Below are 26,666 nucleotides of genomic sequence, written 5' to 3'. Positions count from 1 at the left end.
AAAAAGATCACAAGATTAAGCAAATTGATACTAATCAATTTGCTTAATTACATTAGGCTCGGGACAAATTGCCATACACCTGGGAGTATCAATATCACTGCATTCGCTGCACAGGTTGGGATTAATCGTAAAGGTATGCCCTTTGACAATGATCGCACCTTCAGGGCAAACAGTCTCACAGGCATAACAACAAAAACAATTAGTTCCGATGGTTAAGGCCATTGTGTTTACGGCTCCATATTCTGTTGTTTACGCCATTTAGCACCTGCCAGTTCAGCATAGCGAGGGAATAACTCCGGCAGAACGGTATTTACTTCACGGTAGGCATAATCTACATTCGGCAAAATCCCGGCCTCTTCCAATGCTTCCCAGGGCGTGGTACCAAGACGGCAGCACAATAACAGGTCGACACCATGCAGTGCTTTTATTGTTTTGCTTAAACTTGACTCCTGATTTGAGTGTTGAGCCTCGTCAAGATCGCTTTGCTCATCACAGTCACTTGCGCCAGAGCAATAACGTTTTATTCTTCTCTCACCAATATAATGTTGCTCATTACGAATGATCAGATATAACTTAAAGCAATCGGCATGTCCAAAATGCAGATCTATTTGATCATTCATTCCGCTAGCGATAGCAACCACTAAAGAAGCTTGAGTTTCGGAGCTACCTTTACTAATAACGGCTGACTGAAAGCGGCTTCGGCCTAACATGGTTTGCGAGTAATCAACGACTGCCGGGTCAATACCTTTGATAGAAAACTCGGCATTTCTATCTTCGCCAAGCATACCTACGGCATCAGCTCGACATTGTTGGCAATGTTTCATTTGACTGACATTACCACCCGATAATTCCCGTACTTGTTCAAGCTCATCACTGCTAGGCTCTCTTTGTCCTGCCAGACCAAAAAAGGTGCCATGCTCAGGTTGGCTTATTAGGGGCATAATATTATGTAAAAACACATTATTGCGTCTGAGTTCTCGACTAAGCTCAGGTAAATGCCCGTCGTTTATTCCCGGGATCAATACCGAATTAATTTTGGTTAATATTCCCGCCATGGAAAGTGCTTTAATACCTGCTATTTGACGCTCAATTAATATTCTTCCCGCTTGCACTCCGCTATATCGTTTACCTTGATAATAAATCCATTTATAAATTTGTGCCGCAATCACTTCATCGAGTGTATTAATAGTAACAGTGACATGATCAACCCCAAGGCTCACTAATTTATCCACATGCTCTGATAGGGTTAATCCATTGGTCGAGATACAAAGTTTTATATCCGGCATTGCTTCGCGTATTAACTCTAATGTCTCAAACGTCCGTACCGGGTTAGCTAAAGGATCACCAGGCCCTGCAATGCCTATTACCGAAAGTTGTGGTATTGCTTTGGCAACGGTTTGCGCTTTAAGTAATGCCTGCGTTGGGGTAAGTAACTCCGAGACAACCCCGGGCCGAGATTCGCTGGCACAGTCGTACTTGCGATTGCAGTAATTACATTGAATATTACAAGCGGGTGCAACGGGCAGATGCATACGCGCATATTTATGATGTGCGTCACTAGAATAACAGGGGTGCTGCGCAACTTTTTGCAATTGTGACCGAGCAATGGTAACGGCTGATGGGGATACTTTGTTGAGATTAATTGCCGGAGTTAAGGTGTCGCTTTCGCATTTAGATTTGCAACTAGGGCGAGTTGCCTGTTGTTCAGCGAAATCGTTTAAGTGAGTACTGCTAGTGCTGTTTTTGTTCATAATTATCTACCTGGAAAGAATGACTTATGATCAAGAATGCAATCTTTATACCAGATACCTTATTATCTATAACATATTGATAAAAAAATACTTAAATAGTAATTCCGACATTTTAGTTGAAGTTTTTTAAAGCCTGATTAGTGGTATAGAAGACAATTGTAGCAAAATTAACACAGGACAATTTTGCGCAAAGATAAGGCCTTTGACTAATGTATCATTTGCGACAAAGCGCACATTCTACTGTGGCACAAACCGACTACCTCCACTGATAAATATCATAACCTCATGAATACAAAGGGTATTCATAATTGGTCTAAGTTTTGCAAAATACCAATCACAAGGTCAATTGATTAATGAGGCGCATATGTGGAACTATTCGGAAACAGTAAAAGATCATTTTTTTAATCCAAGAAATGCGAAAGCATTAGCCGATGCGAATGGCATTGGTGATGTGGGCTCAATTAGTTGTGGTGATGCCTTACGTTTAACCTTAAAGGTAAATGAGCAGACAGATATTATCGAAGAGGCGGGTTTTCAAACATTTGGTTGCGGTAGCGCCATTGCATCATCATCAGCATTAACAGAACTGATTATCGGTAAAACGGTTGATCAGGCTGCGCAACTGACCAACCAGGAAATTGTTGATTACCTTGGTGGTTTGCCACCCGAAAAAATGCATTGTTCGGTGATGGGGCAAGAAGCGTTAGAAGCCGCTATTGCCAATTATCGGGGCATTGAATTAACAGCCGATGACCACGAAGAAGGTAAACTTATTTGTCGTTGTTTTGCTGTTGATGAGGGCAAAATAACCCGTGCAGTTGAAAAAAATGCGTTAACAAACATTGAAGATGTTATTAACTATACCAAAGCAGGTGGCGCCTGTACGAGTTGCCATGAAAAAATAGAAAGAGTGATTGATGCCGTAATAAGCAAGAAAAAGGCTTGTGCATCGGCGACCTCTTTGGCAACTGCGTCCGTGGCGGAAATGGAGTTGAGCCGTGAAAATTCTGAAGAGTCGTCCGAGAGTCAGCAACTTACCCAAAAAGTGACGGAAATTATTGACAATTTAAGACCTTATTTGCAGGTTGACGGCGGTGATGTGAGTTTAGTTCAAGCAGGTGAAAATTTAATCATTGTCAGTTTGTCGGGTGCTTGTACGGGTTGCATGATGACAGATGTCACTCTGGGCTGGCTGCAGGATCAAATCAGTGAAAAATTGGGTAGACCGATCCCGGTTGTCAACCAGGAGCCTGCAAGTTATGAACCGGAAGAATTAAAAAACCTATCACATTTAGCGAATGTCGTTTAGCTGAGGAGACCGATATGAGAACAATTTATCTAGATAATAATGCGACAACTAAGGTTGATACCATGGCGCTTGAGGCTATGTTACCTTTTTTTAGTGAGCAGTTTGGGAATCCCTCCTCTATTCACAGTTTTGGCGATAAAGTCGGTGCGCAAATAAAGTTGGCCCGTAAACGTGTTGCCGATTTAATTGGTGCATTGCATGAAAGTGAAATTATTTTTACATCCTGTGCAACGGAATCAACCACCACCGCAATTTATTCGGCGCTAAAAGTTAACCCTAATAAAAAAGAGATTATTACCACCACGGTTGAACATCCTGCTACCTTGGAAGTCTGTGAACAACTGGCGCTGGAGGGATACAAGATCCATTATCTGGCAGTGGATAAGCAGGGGCGATTAGATGTCGAAAGCTATCGCAAGCTATTATCGGATCAGACCGCATTAGTGACCATTATGTGGGCAAATAATGAAACCGGTACGCTATTCCCGATTCCCGAGATGGCCAAATTAGCCCGTGAAAAAGGTGTTTTGTTTCACACTGATGCAGTACAGGCTGTGGGTAAAATTCCCTTAGATATTCAAGACACCGAGATTGATATGCTGTCTTTTTCCGGACATAAACTGCATGCGCCCAAAGGGATAGGTGCTTTATATGTACGTCGAGGGGTACGCTACCGCCCGTTACTTCGAGGGGGTCATCAGGAGCGTGGCCGTCGAGCGGGGACTGAAAATAGCCCCGCTATTGTCGCTTTTGGTGTTGCCGCTGAGCAGGCCGAACTGCATTTGACGACTATGTCCGGAAGGGTCAAAACCTTACGCGACAAGTTAGAAAAAGGGATTTTAGCTCAGGTTGAACATGCCTTTGTGACCGGCGATCCACAAAACCGTACTGCTAATACCTGCAATATCGCCTTTGAATATGTCGAAGGTGAAGCGATTTTAATGCTGCTTAATCAATTTGGAATTGCGGCATCAAGTGGCAGTGCCTGCACTTCAGGATCTCTCGAACCATCCCATGTAATGAAGGCGATGCAAATTCCCTATACTGCAGCGCATGGCACCATTCGTTTCTCCCTTTCCCGTTACACCAAAGAGAAAGAGATAGATAAAGTGATTGAAGTTATTCCGCAAATTATCGACAAGTTGAGATTGTTGTCTCCCTATTGGCAGGATGGCAAACCCGTTGAATTGGATTGTTTTGAGCCTGCATTTGCTTAAAAGGTTGCAGTTATGGTGATTATTAACGATACAACGCTCAGGGATGGCGAACAGACGGCCGGAGTGGCTTTCACCCGCAAAGAAAAAGTGAAGTTGGCAATCATGCTCTTTCAAGCGGGGGTGACGGATTTAGAGATTGGTATTCCGGCAATGGGCACTGAGGAGTGTTTAACCATTGCTGCGATTCGAAAAGCATTACCCAAAGCTATATTAATGGCTTGGTGTCGCGCTAAAAACGATGAAATAGCACTTGCTGCTGAGTTAAAGCTTGATTGGGTGGATATTTCTATTCCAACTTCACAACAGATGATCACTCACAAGCTCAAATGTGAACCCGCTACAATTTTGAAAAAACTAGAAGAATCAATTTATTATGCAGTTTCATTGGGGTTAAAAGTGTGTATTGGTTGTGAGGATGCATCACGGGCTGAACTTGATTTTTTAATCGCAATTGGTCAATTAGGGGAACGAGCAGGTGCGCAACGATTACGTTACGCAGATACTTTAGGTTTGCTTGAACCCTTTACAACCTATGAGAAAATTAAAATATTAAGCACCGGGCAACCTTTAGCAATTGAGATCCACTGTCATGATGATTTGGGTTTGGCGACGGCGAATACCCTCGCGGCCATTAAAGCCGGCGCAGCTTATGCGAATACCACTGTCATTGGTTTAGGCGAACGTGCGGGTAACGCACCTTTAGAAGAGGTGGTTATCGCGCTGCATCAATGTTATCAGCAGCAAACGGGCATTCGCCTAAACAGTTTTCCAGCGCTTTGTTTAGCCGTTTCCAAGGCGGCAGGTCAACCTGTCCCAAGGCAAAAAAGTTTGGTGGGTGCGCGAGTATTTACCCATGAATCCGGTATTCATATTGATGGTTTAATCAAAGATATACGTAATTATCAAGGTCTGGATCCTGGATTATTGGGACGCACTCATACCCTGGTTTTAGGTAAACACTCGGGCATGGCCGCTGTGAAAGCGGTTTTTGCCCGGTTTGGAATTGTATTAGATCAAGTGCAAACCGGAAAAATATTGTCCGCGGTGCAGGAGTTTGCTATTAACCGCAAACGCAGTCCTTCGGGGAAAGAGTTACTTAAAATAAGCAGCCGGATATTAGGCGCTATTAGCTGAATAAGGATATTTTACAATGGAAGCAATATTTGATTTTGGTGATCAGGTCAGAGTGATTAAAAATATCAGAAATGACGGCACTTTTATGGGCAGTACGCGCGGCGCCCTATTAATCCGTCGAGGTAACCTGGGGTATATTAAAGGGGTGGGCAAGTTCCTGCAGGATCAGGTTATCTATGAAGTTGATTTTATCGATCAAGGCGTTACCGTAGGTTGCCGAGAGTCGGAATTGATCGATCTAACAACACCATGGATTGATAGACTGTTTGAGCGAGGTGATCGCGTAACGGTACAGCAATCCCTTAGTAGCTGCGGAAAAATAGTGGTTACCCGCGGCGCAAGCGGGCAAGTATTAGGGATAGAGAGCAAAAAAGCACCTTTGTCCTACCGCATTTTATTTGAGCAGCAAAATGGCCTGGATAATAATTCATGGATAGTCCCGGAATCGGCACTAAAAATAGAGCAAGCAGCCGCATCGCTATTATCCGTAGGGAGAAAATCATGTTAGCAAACTACCCAATTAACTTAGCTGTCTGCCGGCAGTACCAATTAATAAAATTAGCCTGGAATGGGTACCAATGTGCTCCAGAATCACTTGATGCAGTTATATTAGATAAACTGGAAGGGCAAGTTGAAGTGGCGCAGAGATTAATGACGGTGGTACTGGCGAGTCCTGAATCAGTGGATCAGAAAGTGGCGGTACAAGAAGTTGATGTTGCCATTGAGCAGTTACAAAGTCAGTTTGATAACTCGGATGATTTTAACCTCTGCCTTGAAAAACAGAAAATGAGCAAGAAACAATTACAGCAAGTTATCTATCGGGACCTTCTCTGCGAAAAAACAATCGAAGCGCAGAGTCTGCATGTCCCTGCGGTGAAAACAAAAGAAGCGTTGGATTATTACCAAAAAAACAAAGGCAGATTTTCTCACCCTGAGCGACGTAAGGTAAGCCATATATTAATTACTATTAACGATCAATATCCTGAAAATAAAAGCACGGCGGCTAAAAAAAGAATCAATACGATACGGGATAAATTACGGGATAATATTGATGACTTTTCAAAACTTGCAATGCAAAATTCTGAATGCCCAAGCGCATTAAATAATGGCTTAATTGGCACTGTTACGCGCGGTCAGCTTTATCCGGAATTAGATAACCTTTTGTTTTTAATGCCAATACAGACGGTAAGCTCAGTTGTTGAAAGCGAAATTGGCTTACATCTATTATTATGTCATGAAATTTACCCTCCTAGTGAATTAAACCAGGCTGAAGCACTGCAGGAGATAAGCCTGCAACTTTATGAGCATCGTAAGAAAAAACAGCAAAAAAAATGGATAAGCAGTTTACTCTCGGTGAGTTAATGGTTTTATATTATGGTCTCCTCAAACTCCGGGCATAGTGAACAACCAGACTGGTTTTAAGATAAATACATTTACCGATGTTCCGGACTTCACCGTAAACCAGTCCCATTTTAATCTTCTCGATTATCTGTTTTTGCATCTCCATGTTATCTGCCAATAGCCTTCTGTGCTGCTATTCAGTATTTGCAATGATGAGCAGAATCGTAGATTGAATGTGCGTCTTTAGTCTCTGTCAAAAAACCTAAAAGAATCCCCTTTATGCTGCCGCAACTATTTTATCGATTAAAATTTATAATGACTTCTTTGCCAAAATTATAAAAACAAGCTCTACTTTTAATATTAGGATCAGCAAGCGTGCAGGCTATCCGCCTGAATAAAAACCAACCTTTTAAGCTTAAAAGGCTGGTAATTAAACTGATAAGCTATAAATCAGCATGCTAATGTATTTCACTCCGACTGTGTCGTTTCTTTGCCTTTTTTGGTAAAAAGGCAGTTTAAAATAGATGAACTTCCCAATTAACAGCATAAAAAATCTATAAACAAATATCTCTGCCCATTTTCAACTATTAATCTGAGTAATATGCAAAGGCATGCAAATTAGTTATGCGCCACCAGGTTCGCCGGTGAACTTAACCAGCAGATCTTCATCGGTGACAATCGCTTGGCAAGCTAATCGGTATTTTGGCGGCAGGTCATACACTGAAGCACGCTCAGCATCTTTCTCCGAAAGTTTACCAATGTTTTTAAGTCCTTCGCGTTCTTTATCGGTTAACATTGTCCCTTTAATATGATCACCATCAAGATGGGTAACTTCCACTAAGCAGGAGCCACAGCGACCATCCTTGCACTCATGTGGTATCTTAATGCCGTTTTCTTGTGCGAGACCTAATAGCGCGCTGCGCTTACCCGCAACAGCTATCACTTTTTTATTTTTTCTCATAATGGGTGATGAAAAATAGACAGTAGCCATATAACATTTCCTTTTGGTTGTAAAAAGTTATACCAATTTGACCCCTTGATAACAGATACAGCAAAACGTGGATCGTCTTGGCAGTTAAAATCAACGCTATTAAGCTCAACAATTTATTGCACAAGATTCGTGTTTATTGCAACGGTGAGCAGCTAAAGAACCGTCTCTGACGATTTTGTCACGTTGAAATAACACAACCCTGTAACTCATGCCCTGTTAGTGATGATTTTCCTGCCAAGAAAAAGCACCTAATGAATGCACTTGTTATAAGTTTATTGATAGGTACGTTAGTTTTTAGTTTTAGCCACACCGTATTCACAAATATTATTGGTGCTTAGAATGGATGTGGCAAATAAACGCAACTCCTATTGATCTGATTTGAATGCCAGACAAGAGGTATCAATTAAGCCAAATTGATGATGAAAATAGTTGCAATTCATAAGCCATAAATAGCAACTAATTTGCAGGTTAGATTGTTAACACTTTAAGCGGCTTAATAGCGGGATAAACAATGCCTTTATATTTTTTTATGTATATAAAACATTTGGTTATGATGTTTCATAGTCGCTGTTGGTTATTTTTATGAGGGTATTAAATGCTGCTGGTCAGTCGAGGGAAAGTAAAATATTATCGTTAAAACAACAATTTGCTTTAAAGGTTACAATTATAAAACTAAAAATGACAATATTCGCTTGTGCTGATTGTCATCTGAAAAATAATAACCGCACTTTTTCATCTCAATAGTACTTATTTAATCGAGCGCATTACGCTATTTATTTTCCCTCAAACAATTTCAGGCGATTTAATTAACTGCAACAGTGGAGGGTGAAGGGTGAAGAGGTAAGTTAAAAATATTATTATATTATTTTTAACTTAAATACTGTCTCATAACTAACAACATTCTTGCTCTATTTTATAAAGTAATACGAGTGCAGATTGATCTTCACAAAGTTCAAAGTATTCATATAAGGTATTTGTTTGATTGCCAACAAAATGTAAATCATCATGTTGTGATTTGAGCTGTTGTTGCCTTTTTATCGCAAAGTAGGTGTGCCATTCTTTGCTGCCATTACCGGCATTAATATTCATTTCTAACATCTCTATCAACTGAGCGGCGTTGGTATCACACGTGTTACCAGAAAACGACAGATAACGGTTGTTAATTTGATTCATTAGTAATTCCTTTTTGATATCCACCAGATGAATCAGAAACTTGATTCATCTGGTGGATAATTTTTATAGGAAAAAGAGCCCTGTAAAATACAGCGCTCTTTTATGCTTAAGCGAATATAAGGTTATAAACCGAGATCTGGTTTGATAATTTCCAGCCATTGTGCCAAGCGTTGCTCCGTTAAATCAGACTGGTTATCTAAATCTAAGGCAAGACCAACAAAATGATCGCCGTCTAAAGCTGTTGAGCTGTTAAATTTATATCCGCTATTTGGCCAGCGGCCAATCATAGTGGCACCTGCACCTGAAAATATATCGTGCAATTCACCCAAAGCATCGACAAATTCATCCGGGTAACCTTCCTGATCGCCGAGTCCATAAAGGGCGATGGTTTTTCCGCTAAAATCCGCCTCTTCAAGCTCAGCAGCTATCTCTTCCCAACTTTCACTTTCACACTCCACCGATAACCCGGGCAGTTCTCCCTCTCCAAGTGTAGGGGTGCCGATAATAAGGTTGTCATATTCCAACAGGTCTTCAATTGAAATACGGTTGATATTAACCGGTTTAGCGACATTGTCACTGCTCAGCATCTTATAAATTTGTTTTGCTACTTTGCGTGTTTTACCTGTATCTGTGCCGAAAATAATGCCTGTATTAGCCATGGTCATTCTCCTGTAGGTAGAGGGGGTATATTCTGCTAGTTATGTTCTTGCAGGATTTATGCCTGATTACTTTTGGCCTGATTTTCTCTAAAATCATGATTTATAAGTTTTATTTTTCGTATGGCGTTATTTTTCATGTGATCTTTGGCACAACAAAAAGAATAATTGTATGGGTTACAACAAAATGAGTTATCTGCATTTTCAGTAAACTGCCAATATGGCGGTTAGATATTATTCACTTTGGCACGGGTCCTGCTGTTGTTTTGAGGATTAACAATTGGATATATGCGCTTACAGACTTTAATGGGAGATAAATGAACAATAGGAATGATTCTTGTATATTAATTATGGATAACAGCTTAAATCCTAGCAAATAACATGACTTAGATTCAAACAATAAGTGCCGTGAAATAACAAAATAAGCTAAGGGAAAATAATGTCGCAGCCTAAAAATATAATGCAGCAGAAGAGGCTCCCATCCTTTTATTGGGACTGCATCGTGAAGACTTATTGGTCAGGTCAAAGCTCTTTTCCGACCGCATTAGGTCTGATGTCGCAAAATTATACGCAATTAAAAGAGCATTTTAAGCTGTTTAATCAACAAAAATTGAACCCGGAGGAGATTGTTCAGCGGCAACGTAAACGAGATATTTATCAGGAGCTTTTACAAATTCGCCTTCAAGAAAGGAATGAAATAAGCGCTTTACTGAGTGATTATGCCAATTCCGATATGAATTTCGCAGCGCAGATGGCGGTGGTGGTTGCAACGGCCTGCCTTGGCTCTGAACACCTCTGGAAAGATTTGGGATTGCCTGAGCGCGGAGCATTAACTTTATTAATGTCGGTGTATTTTCCCGAGTTTGCTAAAAAAAACACTCAGAATATGCGCTGGAAAAGATTTATTTATAAGCAGCTTTGTGAATTGGGCGGGGATTATATGTGCCGTGCTCCTAGTTGTGATACTTGCCGAAGTTTTGATGAATGCTTCGCTCCTGAAGATTAATCCGTTTTTATGATTAATTTCTTCGTTGAAACTAGTGCAGGATAGTCTGAAAGACCACAAATTGTTGGGATTTCTGTGCGAATAATGTCTAGAAAATATCTCTTCTTAACAAATAGCGACGGCTTTAATTTGTGCCCAAACCTGCTGTCCTATTTTAAGATTTAGTTTTTCAACGGATTTTTGGGTCACTTGTGACAAAATACGTTGTTTATTCTGCAACTGTAATACCAGTAATAGTTCAGACATTTCCGTTGCTGCTTCAATCTGCAGGATGGTGGCACTGACTTCATTCAAAATGGAAGAGTCCTTAGGTTTAGATAAACACAGGCTCACATCCGAGGCTAATATTCGGCAACGGTAACGACTCCCGACGGGCATCGGGCATCTGCTTACCCATAACTGAACCCCGTCGGCATCCAATAATGTCAGGTAGTTACTACTGTGTTTGGCGATCGTTGTTTCAATAATACTGCTCATTCCTTTAGCAAATAACTTTTGCAGTTTAACCTCCGTCATAATGGATTTTGCCTGTCCATCGGCAATCACTTTTCCCTTCTCTAATATAACAATGTGATCGGCCAGACGGGCGACTTCATCAACACTGTGGCTGACGTAGATAATTGGAATTGCAAGCTCGCTATGTAAGCGTTCTAAATAAGGTAAAATTTCAGCCTTTAAAACATTATCCAATGCCGATAAAGGTTCATCCATCAGCAATAATTTAGGTGAGGTTAATAATGCTCGCGCAATCGACACGCGTTGTTTTTCACCACCCGATAATTTGTTTGGCATACGATTTAATAAATGCGCTATTCCAAGCAGGTTGATAACCGTAGCGATGGTTATTTTACGTTTGTGCGCCGCAATCCTGTGATAACCGAAGTGTAAATTTTTAAGCACCGTTAAGTGAGAAAACAATCCCGCCTCTTGAAAAACATAACCAATTTCACGTTGATGTGGAGGAACAAAAATACCCTTTGATTCGTCTTGCCATACTTCTCCTGCAACTGAAAAAAACCCATCTTTTAAACGTTCAAGCCCGGCCATTGCCCGTAAACAGGTTGTTTTCCCTGAGCCGGAATGACCAAATAAAACACTCACCCCCTGAGCGGGTAAATGCAGATCTACCCGCAGGCGGAAATCATCGTATTGAACATTAAATTTTGCTTGTAGGTTTTGCATTTATCGTCCTTAAATTCTTGCCTGGTGTTTGTAATTAAGGGCATATATTGCCAGTAAAGCCATAAATGAAAAAACCACCATACCACCGGCAAGTAAGTGTGCTTTTCCATATTCTAGCGCTTCAACATAATTATAAATTTCAACGGATACCACTCGGGTTTTCCCCGGAATATTACCGCCAATCATCAAAACCACACCAAATTCGCCAAGCGTATGACAAAACCCCATAATTGCCGCAGCAAAAACACCTGGCCAGGCGAGCGGCATGGCCACATACCAAAAAGCATTCCAGGGTGAGGCGCGTAACGTTGCTGCCACCTCTAAAGGACGAGTCCCAATCGCGGTAAACGAATTTTGTAAGGGTTGGATTACAAAAGGCAGGGAGTGCACAATACAAGCGATAGCAATTCCGGAAAAGGTGAAGGGTAATCTGTCCAGCCCTAATGGCGTAAAAAATTGGCCTAAGGGGCCATTGGGACCTAAAGCCACCAACAGATAAAAGCCCAAGACGGTAGGGGGCAGGACTAAAGGCAGAGAAGATAGCGCACCAACAACCCCTTTCCATTTAGATTTAGTTTGAGATAACCACCACGCTAGCGGAATGGCGATCAACAATAACCACAGGGTCACCACTGAAGCTAATTTTAAGGTGGTGAAAATAACGCTGACGTCGATATCTGCCATCATATTTTCCTCTATTGATAACCGAAACCCGCAATTAAACGCTTGGCGCTATTGCTTGCTAAATATTGGATAAAAGCTTTGGCGGCCGGGTTGTCTTTAGCGGTGCGCAGCAAAACAGCATCCTGCAAAATTGGAGAATATAAATCAGTGGGAATCAGCCAATGTGATCCGCTTTGGTATTGCCCATTTTTAAAAATTTGCGATAACGCGATAAAACCTAATTCAGCATTACTGGTCGCAATAAATTGATAAGTGGCATTTAATCCTTTACCCATAACCATTTTAGATTTAAGACGTTGGTATTGACCTAATTTTTGCATTGTTTGTTGCGCTGCAAAACCATAGGGTGCAAGTCTGGGATCGGGCATCGCAAGGTAATGGAACCTATCCGAGGTTAATATCTGCCCGCTTGAATCAATAAGATCCTCCTGTGCTGACCATAAAACCAGCAGGCCTTTTGCATAGGTAAATGGTTGACTTGCTAAATTGGCCTCCACTAATTTTTTAGGATGTTTTGTATCAGCAGATAGAAATATATCAAAGGGTGCTCCGTTGACTATTTGTGCATAGAGTTGCCCGGTGCTGCCGGTGCTGAGCTGTATTTCATGTGTTGTCGCTTGTTTAAAATCGAGCGCAATACTTTTCATCGGCTTATAAAAATTATTGGCAACGGCAATCATTACATTATCCGCATAACAAAGATTCGAAAATACCATTGTCAATAGCACTGCATATTGTGAAAATTTCATCTTTAACCTCACTTCGGGATTTTGAGAAATGCTGTAAACTATAAATACTGTAAACTATAAATACTGTAAACTATAAATGCAGGATATATGCCTGTTTTATCGCCGCATAAAAATATATTTAACATATTGATTTAAATTACTTTTTTTATATTTAATTTAAGACGAAAGAGGGGATTGTAGGGGTTGTAACAAAAAGGTTTATGCGGGTTGTAAATCAGTAAATAAAATGCGCCTAAAAGCGATACTAGGCATGCTATGACGGGCTTGAGTTTGTTGAAATTTAATGGCGCAGGTGACTGGTTAGGTACCTGCTTTATCTGGGATTATGATAGCCATTGAGATTTTTTTCTTCGCTCTCTCAACTTTATCAACTACAGAGGATAACCCTGTTTGTTGATGGTGATGGTTTCAATGGGGATTTTTCTTTTAGCCTGCAATACCGCTTTATCAACCAGAGAGGATAATCCTGCGCAGCAGGGGACATCCATTCTTAATACGGTGATGCTGTTTAGCTTGCCGTAGCGGATCATTATACTGAGTTTTTCAATATAACTTTCCTGATTAGGATCGAGTTTGGGGCAGGCCATGGCTAATTTTTTACCCGTAAGATAGCGCTGATGAAAATCCGCTGCGCTAAAAGCACAACAATCAGCCGCGAGCAGCAAATCTGTATTATAAAATTCGCTGTTTGTTGGATTAATCAGATGTAACTGTATTGGCCAGTTACTTAGTTGACTGCTTGTTGCGTCACTTGGAGCCGGGCTTTTTTCAGCTACACTTTTTTCAGTCAAACTAAGAGACTCAGTGCCAGGGCATGCAGCGGTTTTTTTACTTTTTGGTTTTAAATTACCTAGCGGTACAGGAATATTTTCCTCCTGTAATACCTGCAGTGCGATTCCGTGATATTTTAGTTCATTATGTTCCAGCAGATGTTGCAGATGTTGCAGATGTGCCTGTATCACATTTTTACCACCTTTGATGATATTAATCATCACCTGCCGTTCATCATAGGGAGTTGCTTCACGCAGTATGACTTTTAGTGCGCCAGTAGGGCAGTGACCCAGGCAGGCGCCTAGACCATCGCACATAAGATCGCTAATAAGATGCGCCTTATTATCAATAATTTGCAAAGCTCCCTCATGGCATGTTGGTACGCAGTCACCACAGCCGTTGCAGGATGCCTGGTCTATTTCAATAATGTGTCTTAACATAGCTTACTCCTAATCATCATCATCATCATCATCGTCGTCATCGTCATCAGATATTTGAGAACTTATCGGTTGATAAATTTCGACCCGATTACCCTCTTCTAAGGTTTTGTTTTTCGGACATACTTTACCAAAAATGCCTATTTTTAGCGTGCTTAGGTCGAGATCACTGAATGTCTCTGGTAGTCTTGACTGCTGCACTGCTTGTTCTGCAGTGACGGGCGCGGTTAAATCCAGTTCCTGCCAGAAACTGTCACTACCGGCTGCGTAGGCGATACTTATTTTCATTTTGTTACTCCTGCGATTAACTTGTTGTGCATGAAAAGTCACTCTGAACCGCTTTCGGGTCATGCGCTTGATCTAAGATACGTTTACCAGCAAGTATCAGGCCAAGCACGATAAATCCACCAGATGGCAGCAGCACTAATAACAGACCACGGTATTCAGGTAATAGCGTTAGTTCGATAACAGAAAAATGTTCACCCAGTAATAAACTGGCATTAGCAAACAAAGTACCGCTGCCAACAATTTCTCTAATTCCGCCAAGTATCACCAAGGCAAGAGTGAAACCGGCACCGGTTGCCAAGCCATCAACCATAGCGGGCAAGCTGGGGTTTTTTGATGCGTAGGATTCAGCCCGGCCCAAAATGGCACAGTTAGTAACAATCAACGGAATAAATAATCCGAGGACTTTGTGCAATTCATGAAACCAGGCATTCATTGCAAGATCTGCAACTGTTACTAAGCTGGCAATTAACAACACAAAAATGGGGATACGTACTTTAGGGGTTAAAAATGGGCGGATTAGTGAGACCAGTAGACTGGAAAAAAACATCACCGCCGTGGTAATTAGCCCCATACCCAAGCCGTTAGTTGCACCGCTCGTCACTGCTAATAATGGGCAGAGTGCGAGCATCTGTACAAATACGACGTTGTTATCCCATAGGCCATTTTTAATCATCTCTTTATAATTATACTGCTGCATATTAACTCCTTTTACAGGGATTGATTGATATTCAGATGTTACAAATTTACTTATCTTTTGGCTTCTGTCGTTGTCTGTTTTACTACGGCTGCTGCAGTTGGTGTGCTGCTAAGTGCTTTTTTATTGCCACTTGTCTCCAGAAAATAATTTTTCTGCTCTTTGAACAGTTGCAGTGTGTTGAAAACACCTTGTACAACCGCTCTTGGGGTGATGGTTGCGCCTGTAAATGCATCAAACTGCCCACCGTCTTTCTTGACCGCCCAGCCTGACGGTTGGGGATTGATAAGCGATAATCCGTTAAAGCTTAATATCCAGTCGGATTTAACCCGCTCAATTTGATCTCCCAGTCCCGGTGTTTCGGTATGGCTGAGTACACGAACGCCGCTCAGTTCACCATCGGCAGTGATCGCGATCAACAACGAAATATCACCCGAATAACCTGCAGCTTTAGTAAATAAAACCAGCGCGCTGATTTTATCTTTAAGTTTTGCGCGGTAAAAAAACACATCCTGACCATCTGCGCTCAGCTGATACTTATTATCAAGAGGCTGATTATCATAAAAACTTTCCGGTAAAACTTGATTTAGCAGTTTAGTTAAATCCTCTTTTTGACGTGCAGCGATCGGCCCGGCGGTAACGGCGTTAGTTAAGGCCAGTATGCTGCAAATTAATAATGTGACGACACCCATTAAGATAGCCGGGTAGTAAAGTGTGTTTTTTAATTTATCGGTGATTAACATTATTTATTCTCCCCGTAGCTGCGATGCTTAGTCGACATTTCAATCAGCGGACTCAGCGCATTCATCAGTAAAATTGCAAAAGCGACGCCTTCAGGATAAGTACCGAAGATACGAATTAAAAATATTAATAAACCACAGCCTAAGCCGTACCATATTCTGCCTTTCGGAGAAGTAGGGCTGGTAACGGGATCGGTTGCTATAAAAAAGGCCGCTAACATTAATCCGCCACTAGATGCCTGTGCAGCAGGAGATAAAATTGTTTCTGGAGACAGCCCCCATGCAATCGTTGACGGCAATATACAGCCAACGAGTAAAGCCAATGAGATGCGCCAATCAATGACTTTTTTCCAGGTCATCCAGAGGCCGCCAAGCAGCAATAAGAGAGGAGATTCGCCCAGGCTGCCCGGGTTGATGCCAAGTAACATAGGCAGTAGACCCAGATGGCTTTCACTGCTGCCACTTTCCATTACTGTTCCTAATAAGGTTGCACCGCTAAAACCATCAACCGCAGTCAGTACTGGTAGCAGGGGAATAATAGGATCCGGACTGGGCCAGGTAGTCATCTCAACAGGGAAGCAGATCAGCAGTACCACACGGGCTAACATTGCGGGATTAAACAGGTTTTGCCCCAGTCCGCCATAAACCTGTTTGCCCAGAACGACCGCGATGGCCGCGCCAAATGCACCAAGGTACCAGGGGAAATGGGGGGGTAAACTCATGATCAGCAAGAGAGAGGTAAGGATAGTACTGCTATCGGTCAAACTGCCGAGCGGATTTTTTTGGATTTTTTGGCACAACCACTCGGTAAACAATGCTGCAATAACAGATGCAAATAGCAGTTGTAATGCTGTTTCACCAAATAAATACAGGCCCAACACAAGTGCGGGTAGTAACGCCCAGATAACTTGTCTCATAAGGCGGCTAACGGTCATTCCTGAGTGGATGTGCGGGGCGCTTAAGATCAATGTGGGCATATTTATAACTCCTGCTCAATGCTGGGTGACGTTTTTCTCGATCTTTTTGCCGCTTTTTTGGCTTCTTTCGCTGCGGCTTTTTTATCTGCTTCGACCGACAATCGTTCACTACGTTGTTGATTTAACCGGCGAGCCAGTTGTGCTTTATTCTCCATTTTCATTCGAAGACTCAGTTCATCTTTCGCGTAGGTAAAATATTGGGTCAGCGGTAAAGATGCCGGACAAATGAAAGCGCAGGAACCGCAGAGTAAGCAGGCGCTTAATCCCTGTTTGCTGGCACCCTGCAGATCATCATTTTCTATCAATTCAGCCATTCTGTTGGGCATTAACCCCATCGGACAGGCCGCAATGCAGCGTCCGCAACTTACGCAGGGGCTGCTGTTATATTCTGGAATTTCATCCTCTTCAAGCAGTAAAATACCACTTGTCCCTTTAATGATTGGGCTGTGCATGTTGCTGATAGTGTGTCCCATCATCGGTCCGCCAATCACAATTCGACTGACTTTGCTTTTTAAACCACCACAGCGCGCCACTAATTCAGAAATTAAACTACCGATTGGCGCCTCGATATTCATGGGTTGTTCAAGAGCTCTTCCGCTTAAAGTGACCACCCTATGGGTTTGCGGTTGGCCAAAGCGAATGGCATTAAATACAGCGGCGCAAGTTGCTACATTTTGTACCACAACACCCACGTCTGTTGAGCGTTTACCTTTAGGTACTTCAACTTGACACAGGGCTTTGATAAACTGTTTAGCCGACCCCATAGGATAATGAGTAGGTAGGGATTTTACCTCTATATTGTCGTCTTCACTGGCGGCATCCGTAAGGATTTGCAGCGCTTGCGGTTTATTATCCTCAATACCGATAATAGCTTTCGCTGCCCCCGTTACCTCTAGCAGATAACGGATCCCGCCAATTACCTGCACACTCTGCTGGCGCATGACCTGATCGTCGCAGGTTAAGTAAGGTTCACATTCACATCCATTAATCAGTAAAGTGTCTATTTTTTTATTAAAACCCGAACGTAATTTAGTCGCAGTAGGGAAAACTGCCCCCCCCATACCAACAATACCCGCCGCCTCAATAATATTAAGCAACTCTTCGCGGCCTTTTTTGTGATGATCAATCTTAACTGCGCTATCATTATTTTGCGGATCGCACAGCAGGTGGATCATTATTTCCTCTCCACCACCGGGGATAGCCGCTCGATGTTTGCCAATTTTATCGACAATACCAGACTGCGGGGCATGAATATTGGCGCTACTGCCATGCCCAACCGCAATAAGCTGCCCGGCGATAACACTCTCGCCTGCTTTGACAATCACTTTTGCCGGCATGCCGATATGTTGTTTAAGCGATATAAATAAACGCCTCGGTGGATCCAGGCGTACAATTTCACTGTTGCTGCTTAACTGTTTTTGTCCGTCAGGGTGTACGCCGCCGCGCATTAATGACTTGAAAAAAATCATGATTTAAGCTCCCGAGGGTTATGCAGGGGTTTAGGCCATGCCCAACCCGTAGTGAAAATAGGATCCGTTTTATAAATAATGGCATCCTGTGGGCAGGCACTAAGGCAGATTCCACAACCGGTGCAGATTTCGCTCAATACCCCATGCAGCTGTTTATTGGCGCCAACAATCGCATCAAAGGGACATTTTTTAAAACAGCGTGTACAGCCGTCACATAAACTTGCTTGTATCTCTACCACTTGAGGAAGCGTTTTTTCCTGATTACTTTTGTTCAATAGAGGAACACCTAACAATTTAGAGAGTTGTTGCGCTAAAGCCTGTCCGCCCGGCGGACAGCAATCCGGGCCTAGTTTTCCCTCACTGAGGGCAATGGCGGCCTGCGCGCAACCTGGATAACCACACTGGCCGCATTGTCCATTGGGTAAAAGTTCATTAACGGCGTTGACTAGCGGATCCTCTTCTTTGGCAAAAAATAGACTTGCCAGGCTTAAAGCAAACCCTATGATCATCGCCAGTAGCGGAATACTTAATAAGCTTATAATTTCCATGTTGTGCTCCTTCTAAGCAAGTCCGGCAAATCCTGAAAAAGCCATTGCTAATATTCCTGCGGTAATAAAACTGATCGGCGCGCCTTCCATTGCAGACGGGATGCGGCACAGGGCCATACGTTCTCTTAATCCGGCAAAAATGACGATCACTAACGTAAAACCAGCTGCAGAACCAAAACCGTAGAGCATCGCTTCAACAAAACCTAACTGCTCTCTAATGGTTAATAAAGCAACCCCGAGAATGGCGCAGTTGGTGGTAATAAGCGGTAAAAAAATGCCTAATATTTTGTGCAGCTCGGGGCTTTGATAAGCAACCATCATGTCTGTGAGTTGCACTAGAACGGCGATCACCAAAAGAAAACTCAGTAGCCGTAAAAAACCGAGTCCCAGTGGCAGCAGTAAATAATGATCTAAGATCCAGGCGGCAGAGCAGGACAACGTCAGTACAAAAGTGGTGGCTATACCCATTCCCATAGCAGAACCAACCTTATTAGAAACCCCCATAAATGGGCACAGTCCTAAAAACTGTGCGAGGACCACGTTATTCACCAAACTGGTGGTCAGTAGCAATAATAGGTATTCACTCATCCATTTCTCCTTCTTTACAAGCGAAACTGTTTAACACTTAGAAAATTAAAAATATGCGCTTTGTTACGTACGCTTAATTTAAGTTACTGCGATATTTGTGCCAAAAAATAGTGCTTGGCTTAATGCACCAAGGTGGCTTTTTTTGTCTAAAAATTGCCCTATAAAGGGGCGTATGGTGAATAGGGGGGGATTTATGAAGTAAAACAAAAATCTTTAATTTTGCTAAAGCCCTTTTAAAATAGTGGTTATTTTGATGTAGATCATTTGTTTGTTTTGTTTTTGTTTTTTTGAGATATATATCACATTTATGGCATGTTAGTTGCGTTGTCCCTTATGACTCAATAAAAAATTAAGGTTGATGCGACAGTTAAGACAATTGTTGCTTTTGTGACAGAGAACGTAGTGTTTCAGTCTTTATCTGCCTTATTAGCAGATGAAAGATCTAACGGGGTAGTTTATGACAAATTTAATGAATAATGATTCAGTACAGCATTTTGGGGCTGAGCAGCAGTTAAATGCATTGCACAAAATCAGTGTTATTTTGAGTCTATCTCTTAATATGGAGGAAACATTACAGCAGATGTTGTGTTGTTTGCATGAGTTAGCCGGTATGCAGTTCGGCATGGTGACTTTATATAATGATGACCGCCAAGGTTTGTTGGTGCAGGCATTACATGGTGCAAATCCGGAGGTGATTAGAGATGCCTCTAGAATTAAGTATCGTGCCAATGAGGGGATTCTAGGCTCCGTTCAGGCAAAAGGTGAAACACAAGTAATTGTAAAGCTTTCTAAGGATCCGCGTTTTTTAGACAGGCTTAGTTTGTACGATTATGACTTACCGCTAATCTGTGTGCCGATAGGGAAGAATGAAAGTCGTGCGGGCGTATTGGTTGCTCAACCGATGAACTCAGATTTAAGTGAATTGGCTGTGAAAACGCGTTTTTTAGAAATGGTTGCCAACTTAATACTGCAGACGCTGCATTTATCGGATACGGTACAAAAAGAAAAACAAGAGTTACAAAATTCTAATGAGATTTTGCAGCGCACGGTTAAAAATCCGCAATGTTTTCCTGCCATGGTTGGTGATACAGCTGTAATGCGAGAAATATTCGAAACCGTCAGGCAGGTGGCAAAATGGGATACTACCGTATTGATTCGTGGCGAAAGTGGAACGGGTAAAGAGTTAATTGCCGGTGCTATTGCGTATAATTCCCCCCGTTCTGATTGCCCTTTTATTAAGCTTAACTGTGCTGCATTACCCGATAATTTATTAGAAAGTGAATTATTTGGCCATGAAAAAGGAGCTTTTACCGGTGCGGTAAAAATGCGCAAAGGGCGTTTTGAACTGGCTGATGGTGGTACTCTGTTTCTCGATGAAATTGGTGAAATTAGTGCCAGTTTTCAGGCTAAATTATTGCGTATTTTACAGGAGGGAGAGTTCGAACGAGTTGGTGGGCAGGAAACTATTAAAGTCAATGTTAGGATTATTACAGCAACCAATAGACCGTTAGAGTTGGACGTTCAAAACGGTAATTTTCGTGAAGATTTATATTACCGTTTAAATGTTATGCCAATTATGCTGCCGTCTTTACGAGAAAGATTGGAAGATTTACCTGAATTATCCCGATTTTTGCTTACTAAATTATCCAAGCGACAGAATCGTACGTTAAAAATAAGTGATGGGGCAATCAGACTTTTAATGGGGCATCATTGGCCTGGTAATATTCGTGAATTAGAAAACTGTCTTGAACGAGCTGCCATTATGAGTGAGTCGGGTTTAATTGATCGGGATGTACTGGTGATCACGCCAAGTCACACGGCTCCCGGCAACGCTGCACTGCAAGTTATTCACCATGGGGTAGTGCTACCATGTGCTAATTTAGGTGGTGATAGTGAGGAGATGGATGAGCGCCAGCGGGTGATTGCGGCATTAGAGCAATCCGGTTGGGTGCAGGCTAAAGCAGCACGTATTCTTAATATGAGCCCGAGGCAAATAGCTTACCGTATTCAGACGATGAACATTCATGTCCGCAGGATTTAAGTTTAAGTTTAAGGTTATTATTGACGGTTTTATGGTGAGAGCAACGTCTTGTTATTACAAGTTAGAGCAAGACGTTGATTTATATTATTACCATTAAAGCGTTTGTGCTGCGAACTCAAAACATTGTTTTGAACATGATTTAGCGCAAGCGCCGCAACCAATACAGTTGTCGGCGTTGGCAAGACTCATGACCATGCGCAGATCATCATCGTAATCACCAAGATCATCTTCATCAACTTCAATTTCTTCCGGGGCAAAAACATCACGGGTGCAGACGTTATAACAACGTCCGCAACCAATGCAGTTTTCCTGTGCCAGACTTTCGACAAATTGCGGTGTCCAGTTTCCACCAGACTTTGTTAACCCTGTTAACTCTGCCATTTTGTTTCCTTATTTAAATGTAAAAATAGTTTTTAATTTTGTTCATCCCATTCACCATCTGCTAATTTTTCAAAATAATCAGCGTCTTGTTTTTTTCTTCTTTGCCTTAGTTGTCTCTGCGCGATTTGCCCCGGCCAGTTGTTTTGAATGCCCATTAAAAGGTTAGCAATCGGTTCACTTGTAGATTGAATAATCACCCGTGTACCCTGTGCCAACAGTTGTCGGCGAACCGGATTACCGCAAGCGAGACAATAAACGGCAAAACAATCCTCTAATGCCAACAACCGATCGCTTATTTTTTGTTGCTGATGGCCTTCTTCACGACTCAGGAGAACAGTATTAAGATGCTCGCTGTCTGAGCGGGTTAATGCATAAATACAGAGGCTAAAACAGGTCCCAAAATGTTCATCTAAATCAATATTATTGCTGCTGGCAAAAGCTATTTTTAATTTTTGCTGCGATGTGTTGGTCATATCATGCTTCCGTCATCTTGATTTGGGTTAAATCCTGCATAAATACTGAGGCTAAAACAGGTTCTAACATGTTCATCTAAATCAATATTATTGCTGCTGGCAAAAGCTATTTTTAATACTTGCGCCGATGCGTTGCTCATATCATGCCTCCGTCATCTTAATTTGCTTTAAATCCTGTTTAAATTTGGAGTGATAAACCGGAATGCTATGCACCTCGTGATGTAATAAATTAGCTAATTCAAAGAGGGTATTGCGGATCCCTGTGTAGCCGATGAAACTTTTAGCAAAACAACCAAATTGATCATGAACCGGAATACCAATCCGCAATAAGGGGATACCTATCTGTTTGGCAAACCCACTGGCATGGGAGTTGGCGAGCAACAAGTCGACATTTTCCTGAATAGCTTGCTGTTGTAAATCATAGAGATCGCCAATCTGCACTTTGTCAACGGGTAATGAGATTAACTGCGGTTGATTGCAGGGCGCAATAATAGCCGCTAAGGTTATGTTTACGCTGCTAAACATGGCGCTAAATGCATTCAGGTGATCCGCTTCCATGGCGAATGCTGCTTTTTTCCCCCCCAGCTGACTGTGGGTATCAATAAGCGCATCACAGAGTTGACCTCGAGCTCGTATGATCGCGGCAGGGGTCTTGCGACCGCTGATTTTACCAAGTAAACTTACCAAACGATCCGATTCCTCCAGTGTATGCAGGTGTGGAAATATTTCGGTCGGAATTTGAGTACGTTGCGCTAACATATCGGCCGCACGCTCTAATGAACGTCCAAAAACCAAGGTGATTAAACCTTGTCCCATTGTTTTTATCTGCTCTACCGTAGCTCCCCCTTGAGATAAAGCGGTAAAGTCCTGTTCAGCCAGATGACCATCAAGAGATAAACTAAGATCCGGCACTACGACGGGTGTCAGACCGAATGCTTCCACATAACTTTTTAATAACTCAATATCACCTGTATTAAGCATATGGCTGGCTAAAATGTTGACACGTTTACGACGTGCACTGGAGGGCGGTTTGTTCGCGACAAGGTGTTCAATCATTGCTTCAACCGCAACGGCATAACCGGTTTCCAGTGAGCCGTAAAAATCGGGCGTATTGACTGGAATAATAACCGTATTTTTATATTTAGGATTTGCTTGTTGAAAGAGTTTGAGCGAATGCTGAATGTCGGATCCTTGCGCCTCGGTCAAACCAGAGGTAAGTAAACCTATTACTTTGGGATGATGTTTTTGAGCGATATTAGTGAATGCCTGAATCAGGTTATCATCGGATCCCATTACCGTGGAAATAGGATCCATTGCAGTGGACTGCATTGGAATGGGCTCATGAAAATGTTGTATCAAAAACACTTTAGCAAAGGCACTACAGCCTTGCGCTGCATGCATTAAAGGGATGGTTTTATCCAGACCTAAAAAAGCCAGTGCAGCACCGATTGGCTGGCCAACTTTTAATGGTTGTTCCGCCAGCGGTTTTTTATTGGGAATTATCTGTGCCATATCATGTTCCTACTTTCGAAAGAGAGAATATAAAATTTTTAAAATCATGGTTATGACCAGGGCGCCGGTTGACGCACTTGTTGCCAAACTGGACTTTCAATCGTCAGGCATAATTGTTGGGCTAGGGTTAACATGCCTTTAAAACCAGCAAAAGCATGCTCGCGCTCCTGGTTTACTTCAACAAAGGGCATTCTCGCTTTATAAGCTGTGTACATATTACGACCGCCGGCAATCATCACGTCCGCCTTGTACTGATAAGCAACATCGAGCAGATTTCGCGGACTTGTTTCATCAAGTAAAATGGCATTATCACCCATTAACTCGCGAATTCTGGCCTTGTCCTCTTCGGTACTTTTTCGTGTGCCACTGGCAACGACTTCCATACCAAGATCTTGTAATGCAGAAACAATCGACCAGGATTTAACGCCGCCGGTATAAAGCAAAGCCTTTTTGCCTTTTAATCGTTCTATGTAAGGGGTTAGTGCTTCATTAAGCTTGCTTAGCTCTGCGTTTATTAGCTGTTCAGTGCGAGTGGTTAATGAAGGGTCATCAATCAGTTTGGCAAATTGACGCAGGGCATCACAAATATCCCGAATTCCATAGAAACTGCCCTCAAACCAGGGAATCTGATATTTGTCTTCCAGTTTTCGTGCCACATTAATCTGCGCTCTGGAACAAACCAGCATTAATGCCTGTGCATGATGCATAGTCTGCAGCTCTTTAAAGCGGCAGTCACCGGATAAATTGGCGAGTACTCGTAAACCTAATTGATCCAATAAAGGCAGAATATGCCATAACTCTCCGGCAATATTATATTCCCCCACTAATGCGATATCGTGGACAATACCCCCGGCAAATTCAGGTTTAGGAGCAGGTGTTGCCGTGCCAATAACTTTATCAACCATTAATTCGCCGGCGATACGATTACCGAGGTTTTTATTGCCATAAAACCCTGCCGCATCGATGGCAATCACGGGCATATTTATTTTCTTTTGTGCGCTTCGACAAACAGATTCAATATCGTCTCCTTCCATCGCGGGAACACAAGTATTGTAAATAAAAACGGCTGCCGGTTGGTGTTTTTCGGCCACTTGTAATATCGCATGATAAAGGCGTTTTTCACCACGGCCCATAATCACATCCTGCTCATTTAAGTCAGTGCTAAAACCTAAACGAAATAGTTCCGGGCCAGAACTTTGTGTACCACGTTTATCCCAGGAACTGCCGGCACAACCTATCGGTCCATGGACTATGTGAGCGACGTCAGCGATAGGAAGCAAGGTTATCTGCGCGCCATCAAAACAACAACCGCCTGCAGTCGCACCGGGTGTTGCGGGTGCACAACCTGATTTTGATTTTTTATTATGGCTGCAGGCCGGTTCATTCTGCAGCTCAGTGATTTCTGATTGTCGCATATTATCTCCAAAATATAACGTCTGTTATATTTCTACTGCAAACTTCATTCCTGATTTAACCTATTGATATTTAACAGTTTGATTGTGTTGCATTTACCACAATGAACGACAGCTGACAAAACCTGCTTTTATTGATTACTCTAATGCCGAGAATCGCTCACTCAGGTAATCAGACTGGCCCATCAGTTTTGCCAGCCATGGCGGTAATGCACCAGCGCTTACGCGTTGTTGAAGCTCTAAAAGCTGATCGACAATAGTCGGGGTATCTTTGCTTTTCAGTGGGTGAATGCCTGCGTTGATCACCTTTGCTGCTGCCGGACCGCCAATAGAAGCGCAAAACATCAGTTGGCAATCTTTGATTATTTGTGCACGGAAAGCATTTTTTTCACTGCCTCGCCCACCTTCTGCATTGCGCATTTCAATATACTGAATCTGCTGTGCATCAAGGCTGTAGATATAAAATTTTTCACAGGAGCCAAAATGGCCATCAACGGTTTTGCCATCTGTTGAGGCCACTGCTATTTGTAGTTTTGGGGTATTTGTTGTCATGTTTTTCTCCTTTACATGCTATTAACCACGGCGCATTCTGATTGTTATTGGTAAGCGGGGAACTGCAGATAAAGGTTCAAAATAATAACTATCTCCAGTGCTTAAAGTGAGTTTGCCACCCCAGCGATCCTGTTCTTCAAACTCCAGTGACGTAACCTGTGCTTCCAGATCTTTTTTAGCGATGTAACCCGTTAGGATCCCGTTTTGTTCTCTTAACATTATGTTAGGCATAACTGCTCCTTGGATTAAATGACTGGATCTATTAATGAGTCCTTTTTTAGCAAAAAAGCTTGCTGAAATAAGCTGTTTTGCTAAAAATAAAAGGTTGGAGAATTGACCTCCAACCTTGAAAGGTTTTATCGTATTAAATCAAAACCGAAATCTGTTTCGCCATATTTGCTGGTTTGTTGATCCAGCTTGGCTAAAATTTCGTTGACTAGCGTGGTTAAAATCTGCATTGCACCTTCATAACCCCAAGTAGTCTGGTGATGTAGATGATGACGGTCAAAAATTGGGAAGCCAATACGGATTAACGGCACTTTAAACTCTTCACCTTTGGCCAACGTATCGCGTTCGATAAATTTACCGTA

General features: G+C 42.3%; 30 protein-coding genes. 7 read left to right on the top strand and 23 right to left on the bottom strand.

The features are described from left to right. Positions 1-227: 227 nt before the first annotated feature. A complete protein-coding gene (gene nifB / locus ACJAZP_RS14610; protein WP_415231480.1) occupies positions 228-1,751 on the bottom strand; it encodes a nitrogenase cofactor biosynthesis protein NifB in 1,524 nt (507 codons plus the stop codon). Between the two features lie 364 nt (positions 1,752-2,115). Here nifB and nifU point away from each other — a divergent pair, with 364 nt between their 5' ends. The 5 genes from nifU to nifM are packed head-to-tail and all read left to right on the top strand — an operon-like array spanning position 2,116 to position 6,773. Beyond that, positions 2,116-3,060 (top strand): Fe-S cluster assembly protein NifU, encoded by a 945-nt coding sequence (gene nifU, locus ACJAZP_RS14605; protein ID WP_415231479.1) that lies wholly within the window; start codon positions 2,116-2,118, stop codon positions 3,058-3,060. A 14-nt stretch (positions 3,061-3,074) separates the two neighbouring features. Further along, positions 3,075-4,277: a cysteine desulfurase NifS gene (gene nifS, locus ACJAZP_RS14600; RefSeq protein ID WP_415231478.1), complete on the top strand. Its 1,203-nt coding sequence runs from the start codon at positions 3,075-3,077 to the stop codon at positions 4,275-4,277. A 12-nt stretch (positions 4,278-4,289) separates the two neighbouring features. After that, positions 4,290-5,411: a homocitrate synthase gene (nifV, locus tag ACJAZP_RS14595; protein ID WP_415231477.1), complete on the top strand. Its 1,122-nt coding sequence runs from the start codon at positions 4,290-4,292 to the stop codon at positions 5,409-5,411. Between the two features lie 16 nt (positions 5,412-5,427). Next, positions 5,428-5,919: a nitrogen fixation protein NifZ gene (locus tag ACJAZP_RS14590; protein WP_415231476.1), complete on the top strand. Its 492-nt coding sequence runs from the start codon at positions 5,428-5,430 to the stop codon at positions 5,917-5,919. Further along, the gene (nifM, locus tag ACJAZP_RS14585; RefSeq protein WP_415231475.1) at positions 5,913-6,773 is read left to right on the top strand and encodes a nitrogen fixation protein NifM; all 861 of its coding nucleotides are present in this window, start codon (positions 5,913-5,915) and stop codon (positions 6,771-6,773) included. The genes ACJAZP_RS14590 and nifM overlap by 7 nt, the downstream gene beginning before the upstream one ends. Positions 6,774-7,374: 601 nt before the next feature. On the opposite strand, the gene ACJAZP_RS14580 is transcribed toward nifM, so the two are convergent. The 3 genes from ACJAZP_RS14580 to ACJAZP_RS14570 form a co-directional block, all read right to left on the bottom strand. Beyond that, complete coding sequence (locus tag ACJAZP_RS14580; RefSeq protein ID WP_415231474.1) at positions 7,375-7,743, bottom strand: 2Fe-2S iron-sulfur cluster-binding protein; 369 nt, start codon at positions 7,741-7,743, stop codon at positions 7,375-7,377. Between the two features lie 891 nt (positions 7,744-8,634). Beyond that, entirely contained in the window at positions 8,635-8,916 is a 282-nt protein-coding gene (gene cowN, locus ACJAZP_RS14575; protein ID WP_415231473.1) for a N(2)-fixation sustaining protein CowN, read from the bottom strand. A gap of 122 nt (positions 8,917-9,038) precedes the next feature. Then, entirely contained in the window at positions 9,039-9,575 is a 537-nt protein-coding gene (locus ACJAZP_RS14570; protein ID WP_415231472.1) for a flavodoxin, read from the bottom strand. Positions 9,576-10,074: 499 nt separating this feature from the next. Here ACJAZP_RS14570 and ACJAZP_RS14565 point away from each other — a divergent pair, with 499 nt between their 5' ends. Beyond that, positions 10,075-10,578, top strand: a complete 504-nt coding sequence (locus ACJAZP_RS14565) for a nitrogen fixation protein NifQ (RefSeq protein ID WP_415231471.1) — start codon at positions 10,075-10,077, stop codon at positions 10,576-10,578. A 105-nt stretch (positions 10,579-10,683) separates the two neighbouring features. On the opposite strand, the gene modC is transcribed toward ACJAZP_RS14565, so the two are convergent. The 11 genes from modC to rsxA all read right to left on the bottom strand — a co-directional run bounded on the left by modC (position 10,684) and on the right by rsxA (position 19,705). Further along, positions 10,684-11,760 (bottom strand): molybdenum ABC transporter ATP-binding protein, encoded by a 1,077-nt coding sequence (gene modC, locus ACJAZP_RS14560; protein ID WP_415231470.1) that lies wholly within the window; start codon positions 11,758-11,760, stop codon positions 10,684-10,686. Between the two features lie 9 nt (positions 11,761-11,769). After that, complete coding sequence (modB, locus tag ACJAZP_RS14555) at positions 11,770-12,444, bottom strand: molybdate ABC transporter permease subunit (RefSeq protein WP_415231469.1); 675 nt, start codon at positions 12,442-12,444, stop codon at positions 11,770-11,772. A gap of 11 nt (positions 12,445-12,455) precedes the next feature. Continuing rightward, complete coding sequence (gene modA / locus ACJAZP_RS14550) at positions 12,456-13,193, bottom strand: molybdate ABC transporter substrate-binding protein (protein ID WP_415231468.1); 738 nt, start codon at positions 13,191-13,193, stop codon at positions 12,456-12,458. A 371-nt stretch (positions 13,194-13,564) separates the two neighbouring features. After that, the gene (locus ACJAZP_RS14545) at positions 13,565-14,404 is read right to left on the bottom strand and encodes an ATP-binding protein (protein WP_415231467.1); all 840 of its coding nucleotides are present in this window, start codon (positions 14,402-14,404) and stop codon (positions 13,565-13,567) included. 9 nt (positions 14,405-14,413) lie between these two features. Continuing rightward, entirely contained in the window at positions 14,414-14,689 is a 276-nt protein-coding gene (locus tag ACJAZP_RS14540) for an RnfH family protein (protein ID WP_415231466.1), read from the bottom strand. Between the two features lie 16 nt (positions 14,690-14,705). After that, positions 14,706-15,386: an electron transport complex subunit E gene (locus ACJAZP_RS14535; protein WP_415231465.1), complete on the bottom strand. Its 681-nt coding sequence runs from the start codon at positions 15,384-15,386 to the stop codon at positions 14,706-14,708. A 50-nt stretch (positions 15,387-15,436) separates the two neighbouring features. Further along, a complete protein-coding gene (gene rsxG, locus ACJAZP_RS14530) occupies positions 15,437-16,126 on the bottom strand; it encodes an electron transport complex subunit RsxG (protein WP_415231464.1) in 690 nt (229 codons plus the stop codon). Beyond that, positions 16,126-17,100, bottom strand: a complete 975-nt coding sequence (locus ACJAZP_RS14525; protein WP_415231463.1) for an RnfABCDGE type electron transport complex subunit D — start codon at positions 17,098-17,100, stop codon at positions 16,126-16,128. The genes rsxG and ACJAZP_RS14525 overlap by 1 nt, the downstream gene beginning before the upstream one ends. Before the next feature lie 2 nt (positions 17,101-17,102). After that, the gene (rsxC, locus tag ACJAZP_RS14520) at positions 17,103-18,569 is read right to left on the bottom strand and encodes an electron transport complex subunit RsxC (protein ID WP_415231462.1); all 1,467 of its coding nucleotides are present in this window, start codon (positions 18,567-18,569) and stop codon (positions 17,103-17,105) included. Then, positions 18,566-19,117 carry an RnfABCDGE type electron transport complex subunit B gene (locus tag ACJAZP_RS14515; protein WP_415231461.1) on the bottom strand — a complete coding sequence of 184 codons (552 nt, stop codon included), beginning with the start codon at positions 19,115-19,117 and terminating at the stop codon, positions 18,566-18,568. Before ACJAZP_RS14515 ends, rsxC begins: the two co-directional genes overlap by 4 nt. A gap of 12 nt (positions 19,118-19,129) precedes the next feature. Next, the gene (gene rsxA, locus ACJAZP_RS14510) at positions 19,130-19,705 is read right to left on the bottom strand and encodes an electron transport complex subunit RsxA (protein WP_415231460.1); all 576 of its coding nucleotides are present in this window, start codon (positions 19,703-19,705) and stop codon (positions 19,130-19,132) included. Between the two features lie 457 nt (positions 19,706-20,162). Here rsxA and nifA point away from each other — a divergent pair, with 457 nt between their 5' ends. Continuing rightward, on the top strand, positions 20,163-21,746 hold the full coding sequence (gene nifA, locus ACJAZP_RS14505; protein WP_415231459.1) for a nif-specific transcriptional activator NifA: 1,584 nt from the start codon (positions 20,163-20,165) through the stop codon (positions 21,744-21,746). Positions 21,747-21,839: 93 nt separating this feature from the next. Here nifA and fdxB read toward each other — a convergent pair whose 3' ends face one another. The 8 genes from fdxB to ACJAZP_RS14465 form a co-directional block, all read right to left on the bottom strand. Continuing rightward, the gene (fdxB, locus tag ACJAZP_RS14500; protein ID WP_415231458.1) at positions 21,840-22,127 is read right to left on the bottom strand and encodes a ferredoxin III, nif-specific; all 288 of its coding nucleotides are present in this window, start codon (positions 22,125-22,127) and stop codon (positions 21,840-21,842) included. Positions 22,128-22,159: 32 nt separating this feature from the next. Then, on the bottom strand, positions 22,160-22,600 hold the full coding sequence (locus ACJAZP_RS14495; RefSeq protein ID WP_415231457.1) for a NifB/NifX family molybdenum-iron cluster-binding protein: 441 nt from the start codon (positions 22,598-22,600) through the stop codon (positions 22,160-22,162). Next, complete coding sequence (locus tag ACJAZP_RS14490) at positions 22,597-22,740, bottom strand: hypothetical protein (RefSeq protein ID WP_415231456.1); 144 nt, start codon at positions 22,738-22,740, stop codon at positions 22,597-22,599. Before ACJAZP_RS14490 ends, ACJAZP_RS14495 begins: the two co-directional genes overlap by 4 nt. Position 22,741: 1 nt before the next feature. Next, positions 22,742-24,112: a nitrogenase iron-molybdenum cofactor biosynthesis protein NifN gene (gene nifN / locus ACJAZP_RS14485; protein WP_415231455.1), complete on the bottom strand. Its 1,371-nt coding sequence runs from the start codon at positions 24,110-24,112 to the stop codon at positions 22,742-22,744. Positions 24,113-24,162: 50 nt separating this feature from the next. After that, positions 24,163-25,527 (bottom strand): nitrogenase iron-molybdenum cofactor biosynthesis protein NifE, encoded by a 1,365-nt coding sequence (gene nifE / locus ACJAZP_RS14480; RefSeq protein ID WP_415231454.1) that lies wholly within the window; start codon positions 25,525-25,527, stop codon positions 24,163-24,165. Positions 25,528-25,662: 135 nt separating this feature from the next. Further along, positions 25,663-26,076 carry a NifB/NifX family molybdenum-iron cluster-binding protein gene (locus ACJAZP_RS14475; protein WP_415231453.1) on the bottom strand — a complete coding sequence of 138 codons (414 nt, stop codon included), beginning with the start codon at positions 26,074-26,076 and terminating at the stop codon, positions 25,663-25,665. Positions 26,077-26,097: 21 nt separating this feature from the next. Further along, on the bottom strand, positions 26,098-26,307 hold the full coding sequence (nifT, locus tag ACJAZP_RS14470; RefSeq protein WP_415231452.1) for a putative nitrogen fixation protein NifT: 210 nt from the start codon (positions 26,305-26,307) through the stop codon (positions 26,098-26,100). A 125-nt stretch (positions 26,308-26,432) separates the two neighbouring features. Further along, on the bottom strand, positions 26,433-26,666 hold a 234-nt coding region (locus tag ACJAZP_RS14465), incomplete at its 5' end, for a nitrogenase component 1 (protein WP_415231451.1).

Origin of the sequence: Psychromonas sp. (genome assembly GCF_047632955.1) — a bacterium.
GTDB lineage: Bacteria > Pseudomonadota > Gammaproteobacteria > Enterobacterales > Psychromonadaceae > Psychromonas.
Note: the sequence above shows the minus strand (reverse complement) of the source record. Positions and strands in the feature narration are given on the sequence as shown.

What these genes read in the sequence shown, in the direction of transcription:
- nifB (WP_415231480.1), bottom strand. Translation starts at nt 1,751, where the DNA reads ATGAACAAAAACAGCACTAGCAGTACTCACTTAAACGATTTCGCTGAA.
- nifU (WP_415231479.1), top strand. Translation starts at nt 2,116, where the DNA reads ATGTGGAACTATTCGGAAACAGTAAAAGATCATTTTTTTAATCCAAGA.
- nifS (WP_415231478.1), top strand. Translation starts at nt 3,075, where the DNA reads ATGAGAACAATTTATCTAGATAATAATGCGACAACTAAGGTTGATACC.
- nifV (WP_415231477.1), top strand. Translation starts at nt 4,290, where the DNA reads ATGGTGATTATTAACGATACAACGCTCAGGGATGGCGAACAGACGGCC.
- ACJAZP_RS14590 (WP_415231476.1), top strand. Translation starts at nt 5,428, where the DNA reads ATGGAAGCAATATTTGATTTTGGTGATCAGGTCAGAGTGATTAAAAAT.
- nifM (WP_415231475.1), top strand. Translation starts at nt 5,913, where the DNA reads ATGTTAGCAAACTACCCAATTAACTTAGCTGTCTGCCGGCAGTACCAA.
- ACJAZP_RS14580 (WP_415231474.1), bottom strand. Translation starts at nt 7,743, where the DNA reads ATGGCTACTGTCTATTTTTCATCACCCATTATGAGAAAAAATAAAAAA.
- cowN (WP_415231473.1), bottom strand. Translation starts at nt 8,916, where the DNA reads ATGAATCAAATTAACAACCGTTATCTGTCGTTTTCTGGTAACACGTGT.
- ACJAZP_RS14570 (WP_415231472.1), bottom strand. Translation starts at nt 9,575, where the DNA reads ATGGCTAATACAGGCATTATTTTCGGCACAGATACAGGTAAAACACGC.
- modC (WP_415231470.1), bottom strand. Translation starts at nt 11,760, where the DNA reads ATGCAAAACCTACAAGCAAAATTTAATGTTCAATACGATGATTTCCGC.
- modB (WP_415231469.1), bottom strand. Translation starts at nt 12,444, where the DNA reads ATGGCAGATATCGACGTCAGCGTTATTTTCACCACCTTAAAATTAGCT.
- modA (WP_415231468.1), bottom strand. Translation starts at nt 13,193, where the DNA reads ATGAAATTTTCACAATATGCAGTGCTATTGACAATGGTATTTTCGAAT.
- ACJAZP_RS14545 (WP_415231467.1), bottom strand. Translation starts at nt 14,404, where the DNA reads ATGTTAAGACACATTATTGAAATAGACCAGGCATCCTGCAACGGCTGT.
- ACJAZP_RS14540 (WP_415231466.1), bottom strand. Translation starts at nt 14,689, where the DNA reads ATGAAAATAAGTATCGCCTACGCAGCCGGTAGTGACAGTTTCTGGCAG.
- ACJAZP_RS14535 (WP_415231465.1), bottom strand. Translation starts at nt 15,386, where the DNA reads ATGCAGCAGTATAATTATAAAGAGATGATTAAAAATGGCCTATGGGAT.
- rsxG (WP_415231464.1), bottom strand. Translation starts at nt 16,126, where the DNA reads ATGTTAATCACCGATAAATTAAAAAACACACTTTACTACCCGGCTATC.
- ACJAZP_RS14525 (WP_415231463.1), bottom strand. Translation starts at nt 17,100, where the DNA reads ATGCCCACATTGATCTTAAGCGCCCCGCACATCCACTCAGGAATGACC.
- rsxC (WP_415231462.1), bottom strand. Translation starts at nt 18,569, where the DNA reads ATGATTTTTTTCAAGTCATTAATGCGCGGCGGCGTACACCCTGACGGA.
- ACJAZP_RS14515 (WP_415231461.1), bottom strand. Translation starts at nt 19,117, where the DNA reads ATGGAAATTATAAGCTTATTAAGTATTCCGCTACTGGCGATGATCATA.
- rsxA (WP_415231460.1), bottom strand. Translation starts at nt 19,705, where the DNA reads ATGAGTGAATACCTATTATTGCTACTGACCACCAGTTTGGTGAATAAC.
- nifA (WP_415231459.1), top strand. Translation starts at nt 20,163, where the DNA reads ATGACAAATTTAATGAATAATGATTCAGTACAGCATTTTGGGGCTGAG.
- fdxB (WP_415231458.1), bottom strand. Translation starts at nt 22,127, where the DNA reads ATGGCAGAGTTAACAGGGTTAACAAAGTCTGGTGGAAACTGGACACCG.
- ACJAZP_RS14495 (WP_415231457.1), bottom strand. Translation starts at nt 22,600, where the DNA reads ATGACCAACACATCGCAGCAAAAATTAAAAATAGCTTTTGCCAGCAGC.
- ACJAZP_RS14490 (WP_415231456.1), bottom strand. Translation starts at nt 22,740, where the DNA reads ATGAGCAACGCATCGGCGCAAGTATTAAAAATAGCTTTTGCCAGCAGC.
- nifN (WP_415231455.1), bottom strand. Translation starts at nt 24,112, where the DNA reads ATGGCACAGATAATTCCCAATAAAAAACCGCTGGCGGAACAACCATTA.
- nifE (WP_415231454.1), bottom strand. Translation starts at nt 25,527, where the DNA reads ATGCGACAATCAGAAATCACTGAGCTGCAGAATGAACCGGCCTGCAGC.
- ACJAZP_RS14475 (WP_415231453.1), bottom strand. Translation starts at nt 26,076, where the DNA reads ATGACAACAAATACCCCAAAACTACAAATAGCAGTGGCCTCAACAGAT.
- nifT (WP_415231452.1), bottom strand. Translation starts at nt 26,307, where the DNA reads ATGCCTAACATAATGTTAAGAGAACAAAACGGGATCCTAACGGGTTAC.